General features: G+C 70.2%; 11 protein-coding genes. 3 read left to right on the top strand and 8 right to left on the bottom strand.

From position 1 onward, the window contains the following. Nucleotides 1–102 precede the first annotated feature (102 nt). The 3 genes from QSK32_RS35090 to QSK32_RS35080 form a co-directional block, all read right to left on the bottom strand. On the bottom strand, nt 103–678 hold the full coding sequence (locus QSK32_RS35090) for a hypothetical protein (protein WP_285474325.1): 576 nt from the start codon (nt 676–678) through the stop codon (nt 103–105). 83 nt (nt 679–761) lie between these two features. Beyond that, complete coding sequence (locus QSK32_RS35085) at nt 762–1,433, bottom strand: SDR family NAD(P)-dependent oxidoreductase (protein ID WP_045746164.1); 672 nt, start codon at nt 1,431–1,433, stop codon at nt 762–764. A gap of 1,132 nt (nt 1,434–2,565) precedes the next feature. Continuing rightward, complete coding sequence (locus QSK32_RS35080; RefSeq protein WP_045746165.1) at nt 2,566–3,645, bottom strand: RNA ligase RtcB family protein; 1,080 nt, start codon at nt 3,643–3,645, stop codon at nt 2,566–2,568. 200 nt (nt 3,646–3,845) lie between these two features. On the opposite strand from QSK32_RS35080, the gene QSK32_RS35075 reads away from it, so the two are divergent. Next, entirely contained in the window at nt 3,846–4,712 is an 867-nt protein-coding gene (locus QSK32_RS35075; protein WP_045746166.1) for a poly(ethylene terephthalate) hydrolase family protein, read from the top strand. 1,354 nt (nt 4,713–6,066) lie between these two features. On the opposite strand, the gene QSK32_RS35070 is transcribed toward QSK32_RS35075, so the two are convergent. The 4 genes from QSK32_RS35070 to QSK32_RS35055 form a co-directional block, all read right to left on the bottom strand. Beyond that, nucleotides 6,067–6,258 (bottom strand): hypothetical protein, encoded by a 192-nt coding sequence (locus QSK32_RS35070; RefSeq protein ID WP_285474324.1) that lies wholly within the window; start codon nt 6,256–6,258, stop codon nt 6,067–6,069. Nucleotides 6,259–6,350: 92 nt separating this feature from the next. Continuing rightward, nucleotides 6,351–7,199, bottom strand: coding sequence for a DUF72 domain-containing protein (locus tag QSK32_RS35065; RefSeq protein WP_502872579.1), 849 nt, complete (start codon nt 7,197–7,199; stop codon nt 6,351–6,353). Between the two features lie 14 nt (nt 7,200–7,213). Then, on the bottom strand, nt 7,214–8,251 hold the full coding sequence (locus QSK32_RS35060; protein ID WP_157411608.1) for a LacI family DNA-binding transcriptional regulator: 1,038 nt from the start codon (nt 8,249–8,251) through the stop codon (nt 7,214–7,216). Between the two features lie 114 nt (nt 8,252–8,365). Next, nucleotides 8,366–8,848, bottom strand: a complete 483-nt coding sequence (locus tag QSK32_RS35055) for a DUF3592 domain-containing protein (RefSeq protein ID WP_285474323.1) — start codon at nt 8,846–8,848, stop codon at nt 8,366–8,368. Nucleotides 8,849–8,959: 111 nt separating this feature from the next. On the opposite strand from QSK32_RS35055, the gene QSK32_RS35050 reads away from it, so the two are divergent. After that, nucleotides 8,960–9,346: a RidA family protein gene (locus tag QSK32_RS35050; protein WP_045748277.1), complete on the top strand. Its 387-nt coding sequence runs from the start codon at nt 8,960–8,962 to the stop codon at nt 9,344–9,346. 313 nt (nt 9,347–9,659) lie between these two features. Here the strand turns inward: QSK32_RS35050 and QSK32_RS35045 are convergent, their stop codons facing one another. Next, entirely contained in the window at nt 9,660–10,940 is a 1,281-nt protein-coding gene (locus QSK32_RS35045; protein ID WP_285474322.1) for a helix-turn-helix domain-containing protein, read from the bottom strand. Between the two features lie 93 nt (nt 10,941–11,033). Between QSK32_RS35045 and QSK32_RS35040 the strand changes: the two genes are divergently transcribed. Beyond that, a complete protein-coding gene (locus QSK32_RS35040; protein WP_285474321.1) occupies nt 11,034–11,984 on the top strand; it encodes a DUF5956 family protein in 951 nt (316 codons plus the stop codon). The last annotated feature ends 10 nt before the right edge of the window (nt 11,985–11,994 follow it).

Below are 11,994 nucleotides of genomic sequence, written 5' to 3'. Positions count from 1 at the left end.
ACCGAGATCACTCACGGGCACCCCGCAGGCACCCACCGTTCGGCGGTCTTCAGGTTGGGCGAACCCCCGGTCACCGCCGCCGCGAACCCGACGCCGCCGCCGTCACTTCTTCGCCGCGGCGACCTTCCGCTCACACTCCGGAATGAGGTCCATGCCGTCACGGATGGAGGCGGCGTCGTTCTGGTCACCGCCGAGAGCGATACTGATGCCGTCGTCGGAGACCTCGACGAACTCGACACCCTTGCCCTTCAGGCACTTCACGACGGCCCGGGAGAAGTCGGCGGCCTCCGGGTTCGCCGGGTCCCGCTCCCACGGCGGCAGCGGCATGTACTTCGGCTCACAGATCCGGTTGGCGGCGTCGGCCTTCTCGGACTCCTCCCTGGTGGCGGGCCTCGCCACACGGTCGCCCCCACCGCCGGACGACTTGGCGTAGGCGCCCTGCTCCGCCATACAGTCGTTGTAGGGCTTGAGCATCGCCTCGTACTCCTCCGGCGTGGTGTCCAGCCGCTCCCGGGGACGCTCCGCATCCGCCTTCGCCTCCTTCTCCGCCGACACGGCGGGCGTCGCGCTCTGGAGCGTCGCGACCTCAGCGGCCTTGGACTCCTCCTGCGCTGATCCGCAGGCGGTCAGCCCGGTGAGCACGATCGCGGCCAGCAGCAGTCCGTAGTTCCGGCGCATGACATCCTCCCCTCGACAGCCGGGCTGTCCGGCCGTCGAGGGGAAGCCTGACGGCGACTTCTTCGGAACCTGTGAGGAAATCCCTACCGGAATCGGGCCGCCATCCGCATGATCATCCCCAGCGTCCCGGCGGCCACCGCCATCCGCCGCGGACGCGACACGACCGCCGGACGCGTCTCCACACACCGCATCACCACGTCCACCGCCCGCCCCACCGAGATCTTGAACGGCGTGACCGGCGACTTGGCCATCTTGGTGTCCACGAACCCGAACCGCACCGTCGTCACCGCCACGCCCCGCGGCCGCAGCCAGGCGTCCAGCCCGAGCAGGTAGGACGTGAGCCCCGCCTTCGACGCCGCATAGCCCGGGGCCTCCGCCGACACGAGCACGTCCGCCATGCTGGACAGCCCGATGATCTGTCCCCGCCCGGCGGCGAGCATGCCCGGCACGACAGCCTCGACGACGCGCGCCGCACCCAGCAGGTTAACCTCGAACGCCCGGGTCTGCGACCGCAGATCGTCCCCCTCGATGACGTCACCGATGCCGGCCGCATAGACGCACAGATCCACGGCGCCGGCCTCGACGACCCTTGCGAGCGCCGGCCCCAGCCCCGGCGACGTCACATCGACGACGTGCTGCTCGGCCGCCGGCCCCGGACGCCGCGACATCCCGACGACGTCCCAGCCCGCGCCCGCGAGGCGGTGGCTGAGCGCCGCGCCGATGCCATCACTGTTCCCCACGATCAAGGCCCGCATGAAACCTTCCTACGGTACGCGGACCGCCCACTGATCGCCCCCGCCAGCGCCCCCGGCTCCGCCACCTATATCCGCTCGTCCGTCCGCTCGTTCGTCCGCTCGTTCGTCCGTTCGTCCGCCCGTTCGTCCGTTCGTCCGCTCGTCCGTTCGTCCGCTCGTCCGTTCGTCCGCTCGTCCGTTCGTCCGCTCGTCCGTTCGTCCGCTCGTCCGTCCGCTCGCTTGATCGCTTGATCAACGCCGTGATCAGTAACCATGCGATCCCCTTCGCCACGACGACTCGTCGGCCGTTGACCGTGGTCGTGGCGGTGACTGTGGCGGTGGCGGTGGCGGTCGCATCAGTGCAGCTCAGCCGTTTTGTTGCAGCGCAGGGTCATGTCCATGATCGACTTAAGCCGGGTGGCATGGCGCGACCGCCGGCCGTCGCTCACGGTCGTTTCGGGAGCCGAGAACCGGGAGCCGGGAGCCGCGACTCGCAGACGGACCACAACCGACGGCCAACCAGATCGAGCCGTCGACCACGGCTGTCCGGGAGGGTGGAAACCAGCCGTGAGCGACGGCTCAGGGGCGCCCAGCCGTCGACCACGGTCGCTTTCGGCTCGCGAAACAACCACAACCGACGGCCGAGCCCACCAAGCCGTCGCTCACGGCCGCCCTGGAAGGCGAAACCCAGCCCTCGACAACGGCTCAAGCCCCCAGCCGTCACCCGCGGTCGAATCCGACTCACGAAAAGACCATGGACGACGGCCGAGCCGACCGAACCGTCGTTGCGGACCGAAACAACGCCACACGGAGTCCCCCCGCCGTTGCCCCGCCCTGGACTGGACTGGGACCAGGGCGGCGCAGGGCGGACAAGGGCGGAACGGGGCAGACCAGGACGGGGCGGACCGATGCGGGGCGGACCGGACAGCCGTCATCGGCGGCGGCCCATCCGGCGGCAGCTGATCGGACGGTGGCTGACCCGACCGCAACCGCCCCAACCGCAAACTGATCGGACTGCGACTGATCCGGCCACGGTCGGGTCGACGGCGTGGGCGTGCTGCGGGCTACTGCTTCGGACGGCCAGCCGTCGTCGGAGGCGGTTCCACGGTTCCGGGCTTTACGGCGTACACCAAAAGCAGAGTGACCGAGAATGTCACCTGGAGAGGGCGGCCGTCTTGTAGGTGACGACCGGCAACGTCGTGACGATCGGCGTCGCGGCCCCGTGCGTGACCAGGTCGTCGATCACCCGCTCGATGCGCTTGTAGGCGGTCGGCGCCTCCTCGAACAACAGCTGCCGATCGCCGCACACCACGACCGAGCCGGGGCGTGGTCGCCGCAGCTCGTCGACCGTGTGTTTCGCCTTGCCGCGGCGCAGGGCGTCGGACCGGGACATCTTGCGGCCCGCCCCGTGCGCGACCGAGAAGCCCGCCTCCGGTCCGGCGTGCGCCGCCACCAGGTAGGAGCGGGTGCCGCGCGTACCGGCGATCAGCACATCGCGGCCGTCGCCCGGGGCGGCGCCCTTGCGATGCAGGTAGTGACCGTTTCGGATCTCCACCGCGTTGTGGCAGACGTCCACGATCGGCTCGGTGCGGGCCGCCCCGAGGGCGTCGGCGACCCGGTGGGCGAGCAGGCGGCGGTTGAGCGAACCCCAGCGGACGGCCTGATCGTGTTCGGACAGATAGGCCTGCGGGTCGGGGGCCGGACCGGCTCCGTGCCGCTCGGTGTGCGTGCGCAGGATGCGCTCCCCGTGGCCTCGCGACCCGGAGTGTACGAGCAGGAGCATGTCCCCGGCCTCGACGCCCAGGCGGGCGGCGTGGTCGGGTGCGGCGATCGTCTCGACCCGCGCGAGTTCGACGAAGTGGTTGCCGCGTCCGACCGTGCCGAGACTCGTGGTCCAGCCGGACGGGATCTCCTCGTCGACGTCGTCGGGGTCGAGGGGCTCGTCGAGGTCGGGGAAGCGGGCGGCGAGTTTCTCCGGGTCGACGCGTTTGAGGCGGATCGGGTAGACCGCGATCCCGCAGCCGATGTCCGATCCGACGAGGAGCGGATAGAGGATCGACGACGTCATGGCCGCGCCGATCGGGGCGCCTTTGCCGGGGTGCAGATCCGGCATCCCGGCGACATGGATCATGCCGGGGAGGGCGGCGACCTGGTCGCACTGGTCGAGTGCGGTGGACTCGATCCAGCTGCTTTCGGAGGACAGAATGGTGACGTTTTTCAGGTGCTGAGACAAGGACGTTCGCTATCTTCGCGAGGGTTTTCCATGGCGGCAGGATGGGGTTCGTCAGAACGTCATGCCGGACAGCATTGCTGGTCCCAGCGGGTGCGGCAACCGATTTAGCCCATACCACGGCGGCATGTACCAGCCGGGATTACCCGACGGTAACCACGACCTCCAAGCTATCGACATCCATCGATAACTAGGGAGTACACATGTCGCGGAAGCTCTCGCTGTTCGCGGTTCCCGGAATCGTCCTCGCCGCCCTCCTCGCGGCACCCGCCTCCCCCGCCGTCGCCGCCAACCCCTACGAGCGCGGGCCGGCACCCACCAACGCCAGCATCGAAGCCGCGCGCGGCTCGTTCGCCATCGCCACGACCACCGTCGCCCGGTCCAGCGTCAGTGGCTTCGGCGGCGGAACGATCTACTACCCCACAGACACCAGCGTGGGTACGTTCGGAGCAGTCGCCATCTCCCCCGGCTTCACCGCCAGCCAGTCCGCGGTGACCTGGCTCGGGCCGCGCCTGTCCTCCCAAGGCTTCGTAGTGATCACCATCGACACACTGAGCACGCTGGACTCGCCGGACAGCCGGGGCACCCAACTGCTGGCCGCCCTCGACTACCTGACCGGATCGAGCTCGGTCCGCACCCGCATCGACGCCACCCGCCTCGGCGTGATGGGCCACTCGATGGGCGGCGGCGGCAGCCTCTCCGCGGCCCGGACCCGCCCGGCACTGCAGGCAGCGGTACCGCTCACCCCCTGGCACACCACGAAATCCTGGCCGACGGTGACCGTGCCGACCCTGATCGTCGGCGCGGAGAACGACACGACAGCACCGGTGTCGTCGCACGCGGAACCGTTCTACACGAGCCTGACGGCCGCCCCGGAGAAGGCATACTTGGAGTTGAACAACGCCGACCACTCGGCCCCGTCCTCGGGCCAGAACGTGACGGCCGCCAAGTACAGCCTGGCCTGGCTGAAGCGGTGGATCGACGACGACACCCGGTACGACCAGTTCCTGTGCCCGGCGCCCTCCGGCTCCACAATCCAGGAGTACCGCGCCACCTGCCCGCACACCTGATCACCCTCGTAACGGCGGCCCGGAGGCTTCCCCCACCTCCGGGCCGCCGCCCCGTCCCCACCCGTCCCCGTCCCCGCCCCACCCGGCAACATCCCCACCCCGCCCCGCCCCCACCCGGCAACATCCCCACTCGGCCCTGCCCGGCCCCGTCCCCACCTGGCCCCACCCGGCCCTGCCCGGCCCTGCCCGGCCCTGCCCGGCCCTGCCCGGCCCTGCCCGGCCCTGCCCTGCCCGGCTCCACCCGGCCCTGCCCGACCACGTTCCGCCCTGCTCCGCTCCGTGTCCTCCCGTTTCAATGGCCTTCAATCGAAGCGCCCACGGCGCGACGACCCGGGTTGAACGCGCCCGGAGCTGCGATGGCAAATCAGATCGGGTGCGCCCACCACCCCGACCATGGTGGTCCAGTGACAGGCCGGTGAGATTAATGGGATTAATCCCCAGATCTAGGACTTTCGTCGCGGTGACGTCCCGATCACGGTGAGTCGGTTACGCCCGATCACGGGTCGACATGCCGGACCGCGCCCTCAACCCTCACAAGAACTGACCACATCGCACTGAACACCACAGCGCGGAAGTTGCCGACACCAAGCCGGCAAAATTCGGCCGTGCCCGCCGAGCGGGGGCACCCGATCAAGCGATCGGGTGCGGCGACCGCCCGAAAACGGCAGGCACCCGCACCCAACGACATGATCGGGTGCGCTTGCCGCCCCGGGGCACCGCCATCGGGTGCCCTCACCGCCCCGAGGCACCACCATCAGGTGCGCTTGCCGCCCCAGGGCACCGCCATCGGGTGCCCTCACCGCCTCGAGGCACCACCATCAGGTGCGCTTGCCGCCCCGGGACACCGTCATCGAGTGCGCTTGCCGCCCAGAGGCACCACCATCGGGTGCCCTCACCGCCCCAGAACCCACCCCTCAGGTGACACACCGCCCAGGCCCACCGGGATCAGAGCGGTTGGGCGGTAGCTGCACCCGATCACGAGATCGGGTGCAGACACCCGCCGGAAACGGCGGGCAAGCGCCCCCAACGAGATGATCGGGTGCTGCTACTGCCCCGACAAGCGCGATCGGGCGCTGCCACCGCCCCCGACAAACGTGATCCGGCACGCCCGACGCCACAACTACCGAGAACGGAACAATGGAGCTGTGAAGCGATGAGGCCGTGAAGCGGCGAGGCGGTGGGCGCACCCGATCATGCCACCGGGAACGGACACCCACCGAAAACGGCAGGTCTGCGCACCCGATGACATGATCGGGTGCGTTTACCACTGTGGCCACCACGATCGGGTGCGCCTACCACCGTGAGCGCCGCGATCGGGCGCATTCACCGCCTCGACCGCCGCCATCGGGCGCGCTCACCCCCTCGACCGCCCTGATCGGGTGCTCTCACCACCGTGATGACCGCGAACGGGCCGCCCCACCGCCCCACCCCCGAACACCGCGAACACCGCGAACACCGCGAACACCGCGAACACCGCGAACACCGCGAACACCGCGAACACCGCGAACACCGCGAACACCGCGAACACCGCGAACACCGCGAACACCGCGACCGGATCCTGTCACCGTCGTGAGCGGAACCATGCCGGATTGCGGGTCAAAATTCGGGACGGGGCGGGTGACCGTACCAAGGGAAAGCTTAGAAAAGGGTCAGCGGACCTATCGGCTCGGGCGTCGGCAACGGCTCCAAGGACGGCACCAAAGCACGCACCTCGTCATGAAAACGGCGGCACAACTCGGGCGCATCCGCATTGTCCGGCGTGTGTACGAAAACGGTCGGCGTGCGCCCTTCGCGGAGCCACGACGCCACCGCCCGAACCCACCGCTGCCAGCCTTCGACCGTCACGGTCGTGTCGTCGCGGCCGAGGTAGCGGACGATCGGCCGGTCCGTGAGGGCGCGGGTCCGCAACGGCATGCGCGGCTTCTTGTTCCACGCGTCGCGTTCGCCGTCGCTCGTCGGCGGGGCGGTGAAGAACGTCGTCGTGTCGAACGGCACCCATTCCGCACCGACTCCGGCCAGCACCGCTTCCAATGCCCGCGGGTCGTCGAAGAACGCCGGATGCCGTACTTCGACCGCGTACCGCCGGCCCGACGGCATCGATCGCAGGAACCGGGCCAGTACCGGCAGGTCGGCCGGGGCGAACGAGCCGGGCAGTTGGATCCACAGGGTGGACGCGCGGTCGCCGAGGGGTTCGATCGCGTCGAGGAACACCCGCAGCGGGTCGTCGAAGTCCGTGAGCCGGCGCTCGTGCGTGATCACTTTCGGAATCTTCAGGATGAAGCGGAAGTCCGGTCCGACGCTCGCGGCCCAGCCTTGCACCGTTTCCCGCGTCGGCGTCGCATAGAAGGTCGTGTTGCCTTCCACGGCATTGCACCAGCCGGAGTACGCCCGGAGCCGATCCCCGGCGGTGAACGGACCTGTTCCGGGGACGAATCGCCCCTGCCACGATTTCAGGTTCCACATCGCACATCCGACGTGCAGGCGCACCGCCACTCCCCGTGTCAACTCCGCCGGACGGTCGAGGCCCGGGCCACCAATGCAGGCACAAAAGTAGCCTGCTCGTGGATGTGCTCCGGGTTGGTGGCCTCGTCGAGGACCAGGCGCGCCGCGGTCCGGCCCAGTTCCTGCCGGGGCTGGCGGACCGACGTCAGCGGCACCGCCGCCGCGGCCGCGAAGTCGATGTCGTCGAAACCGACGATGGCCAGGTCGTCGGGGACGCGCAGGCCGGCCGTGACCGCGTGCTGCAGGAGTCCCAGCGCGAGCAGGTCGTTGGCGCAGAACGCCGCGGTCGGCCGGCGCCGACTGGGCAGGCCGGCCAGCCGTTCACCCGCGGAGCGGCCCTCGTTGACGGTCAGCGCCTCGGTCGGTACGTGGATCAGGTCCTCTTCGGGCAGGCCGAACTCGGCCCATACCGCCCGCGCGCCCTGCAACCGTTCCCGTACCTGGCCGATGCTCGCCGGGCCACCGACGAAAGCCACCCGCTGATGGCCGCGATCGATCAGGTGCTCGACGGCGATCCGGCCGCCGAGGACGTCGTCGACGGCAACGGAGCAGTGGCCGCCGGAGCTGCTGAACCGGTCGACCATCACGAACGGGATGCCCCGCCGGGCGATCTCCTCGAGGTGCGCGGCGTCCGGGTCGGCCGGGGTGATCAGGATGCCTTGGACGCGCTGCTGGATCAGGCGGTCGATGTGTTTGGCCTCGCGTTCGGGCCGGCCGTTGCTGTTGCAGACGAACAGCGACAGGTCGGCTGCTTCGGCGGCGGTCTCGATGCCTTCGGCGACGTCGTGGAAGAACGGGTTGCCGCCGTCGAGCATCACGTAGGCGAGCGCCCGGCTCGTCCCGGCCCGCAGCTGGCGGGCGCTCTCGTTGCGCACGAATCCCAGGTCGGCCATGGCGCGCTCGACGCGTTCCCGGGTGATCGTGCTGACCACCGCCGGGCGGTTGAGCACGTTCGACACCGTGCCGAGTGACACGCCTGCGGCTTTCGCGACGTCTTTGACCGAGGGCGCGCGGCCGTTGCGCGACGGCTGACTCACCGGGACTCCCCTTCGCGACCGAATAGCGGACCGTGGCATTGAAACGTCATATCAAATGATAGGTGCGTGACGCTGTGACAACGCGCCCATAGCGTCCCACGTCACTGAAACATTTCACACCGCGGTGCCCCGGCGTTTGTGGAACCAGATGAACCCGGCCAGTCCGCCGACAGCGATCAGCAGCACGGCCGGCGTCAGCCAGTTCCAGTGATTCAGCCAGCGTAGCGAGTCGTCGGTGTCGCCCAGCACGGTGACCACCTCCCGCGGCGAGGCCCGGTCGACGAAGATCGGCAGGTCCGCGGTTGTCCGCTCCGGATCGCACTGGGCGCGGACGTCGCAGGCCACTTCGGTGCTCAGGATCTGCCCGCCGTACTCGTACTGCACCCGCACCGTGGAGCTCTGCCCGCGCGAGCTCCGGTGGTAGTGCCCGAGCGTCGCCGCCACCGGCGCCCCCTCCCGGCGCAGGCGTTCGGCCTTCGCCGCGTCGTCGACCTTGAAGTCGATCACCGCGGCCGCCAGGGCGATCCCGCCGGCGATCAGCAGGACGGCGACCAGCGCGGTGATCGGTTGGGCCCAGTTCGGGCCTTCCGGTTGCACGAACCGGACTGGAGGATCATGTCTCACCGTCACATGATGACGATCAAAGTCAATGTCTTTGGGGGTACGCGACGCGAGTACCGCCGTCGCCGCCCGGTAGCGTTGCCGTTCATGACACGACGACGGGTGATCAGCAGCGGTTCCGACTACGAGGAGACCTATGCGTACGCCCGTGCCGTGGTCGTCGGCGATCGTGTGTACGTCTCCGGTACGACCGGTTTCGACTACGCCACGATGACCATCTCCGACGACGTCGCCGAGCAGGCCGACCAGTGCCTGACCACGATCGACGCGGCGCTGCGGGAGGCCGGCGGTTCGATCGCCGACGTGGTGCGGGTGCGGTACCTGCTTCCGGACGGCACCGACTTCGCGGCGTGCGGGCCGGTGCTGCGCCGCTGGTTCGGCGAGGTCCGGCCGGCCGCCACGATGATGGTCGCCGGTCTGCTGGACCCCCGGATGAAGATCGAGATCGAGGCGGAGGCCGTGCTCGACCTCTGATCCGCTGCCGCACAGTTCGCCCACCAGTCGGACACCCGCCACCACGACCGGTAGACATGTTTCGTGGTCAGGGTGCGAAGCCCGTCCGCGTGGTGATTTCGGGCGCGCTGGACGCCCGAATTCACCACACCCGTGGCGGCGTGTTGAATACGGGCGCACTGCACGCCCCAAATCACCACACCCGTGGCGGCGTGTTGAATACGGGCGCACTGCACGCCCCAAATCACCACACCCGTGGGGGCGTGGTGAATACGGGTGGTCAGCGTGCCCGAAGTCACCACGCAGGCAGACCCTGACTGTGAAAGGTGTCTACTCAGGCGCTGATGCGGAGGCGCTCCGCCAAGCCGCGCAACTCCGAACCGCCGGCCCGCCGGACCGAGCGCTCCAGCAGCGCCCGCGCCGTCTCACGGGCCGTCACCGACGTGTGCACGTGCTGGGGCGCCAGCCGTTCGGCCGTCAGCAGGTACCGGATCGCCGCCCGGTCCTGGCCACGAACCCGCGCCAGCGCCCGCGCGGTGTCCGCGAAGTAGAACACCTGCCGGAAGCTCACCGGCAGCACCGACGGATCCACGGTGCGGGCGATCTCCACGGCCCGGCCCGGGTCCCCGCCGTCCACCTCGATCGCGACCCGCCAGATCGCCACGTTCGTGGGTCCGAAGTACAGCCCCTTCACGGTCGTCTCCCCGGTCCGCCCAGCGAGCGCGGCCGCCTCGTCCGCCCCGGCCCGGCTCTCCTGCGTCCGGTGCAGTCCGCGACTGGCCGTCGCGCACACCAGCTGCAGCGATCCCAGCACCTCCGCCGCACCGGGCGCACCCACCCCGCGAAGCTCGTCCACCGCGCGTCCGGCCAGCTTCAAACTTCGATGGTACGAGCCGCAGGCAGCCGCCGCCGTCGCGCGCGCATAGGCCGCGTACCCCATCATGACCTGGTCCTCGGCGGCCTCGGCCGCATCCCGGCATCGCTCCGCACCCAGCCACGCGTCCGCCGGACGGCCGAGGTTACGCAGCACCGAGGAGGCGATGAAGGCTGCGTCGCAGAGCAGCCGCAGCGCGTCGGCACGGGACGGCCCGGCCGTAGCCGCGTGCAGTCCCCGCAGCAACGACGGCAGCAGGCGGGCCGCCCCCGCGTAGTCACACGCCTGCCGCAAGGTGTCCAACAGCTCGGCCGTTCGTACGAGTTCCGCAAACAGCACCGGCTCGCGGCTGATGTCCCGCTCCCCCGGCCCGTCACCGACCGCACTCGGGTCACCGTCATACCCAAGCCGGCCTATCGGCTCACCGTGCGGATCGCGCAGGTCGATGTCGACGAGCGCCTGCCGCACCGCGTGCACCCCCAGGTTCGCGGCCGTCGCCTCCCGGTCGCCCGCCGCCACCGGCACCCCGGTCAGCTCGTCCGGCGGGCAGTCCAGCGCCGCGGCGACGTCCGCCAGCATGAACCGGTTGTCGGCCGCCTGCCGTCCCCGCTCGATCCGGCTCCAGGTGGCGTGCGATATCCCGGCGCGGCTGGCCGCGTACCTGATGCTCCATCCCCGCAGCTGACGGCGGACCTTGATGCGCTCGCCGATCCGGGGGTCACCGCTGACTCGTGGCGTCATGCCCGGACGCTAACCCGACCGCCCACCCGCGGTGGTACATCCCTGTACCGTCGGTTGCATGCCCATGGTCGGCGCTGTGAAGCCGCTGCTCCGATGACCGCCTCCCGGGACGCTGTCGGTCCGATGATCGCCTCCTGGGACGACGCCGGGACCTTGCCGGTACGCCCGCCCGGCACCCTGGACGACCACGACGTGGTGGTGACCGGGCAGGGCCGGTACTGGGAGTGCGGCGACAGCGACACGCATCTGATGCTCGGCTGGTTCGCCGGGCCGGAGACGCTGCTGCGCTACCCCGACGACCGGGAGCAGTGGGCCACCGTCATCCGGGAGCCCGGCACCGGCGCCCGCGAGGTCACCCAGGAGCCGCTCTCCGAGGACGATCTGCGGCAGCTCCGCGACGACACCGACGAATACCTGGCCGAGTACGGCATCCCGCCGGTGCCGCCCGGTTTCCGGTGGTTCCAGCGGGTGCCGCCGGACGGGACCGGCCGGGACGTGCTGGCGGCGTTCGTCCGGGCGCAGGGGGAGTTGCCGCCTCGGCTCGACCCGGCGGTGGCGGCCGCGCACATCCGCGCCGCCGTCCAGGCGTTGTACGGTCTCCCGGTCACCCCGCCGCCCCCGATCCAGCCCTCCGCGGAGAACCCGCGCCGACCCGCCAGACGCTTCGCCGTCGAGACCCGGGCTGTGGAGCTGCTGACCGGCCCGGCCGGAGCGATACCGATCCTCAGCACCCGTGACCTGGATCGGTCACTGGCGTTCTACGGCCGTCTGGGCTTCCGCGGCGAGCAACTGCCCGGCTATGCGGTGCTGACTCAGGAAGACACCGAACTGCACATCTCCGGTACGAGCAGGCACTCCCCCACCGGATGTCTGCTGCGGGTCGACGACGCCGCCGCCCGATGGGAGCAGCTCCGGGACGAACCGACCCTGGGCACGCTGGAGGACGACGTTCCCGGCATGCTCACGTTCGTCCTGCTCGACCCGGACGGCAATCACCTGCGGTTCGTCAGCGGCCCGCACCCGGCCGGCAGCACCCGTCCCTGAGTATCCCGGC

Origin of the sequence: Actinoplanes sp. NBRC 101535 (genome assembly GCF_030269225.1) — a bacterium.
Classification (GTDB): domain Bacteria; phylum Actinomycetota; class Actinomycetes; order Mycobacteriales; family Micromonosporaceae; genus Actinoplanes; species Actinoplanes rectilineatus.
This window is presented reverse-complemented; position numbering and strand designations above follow the sequence as displayed.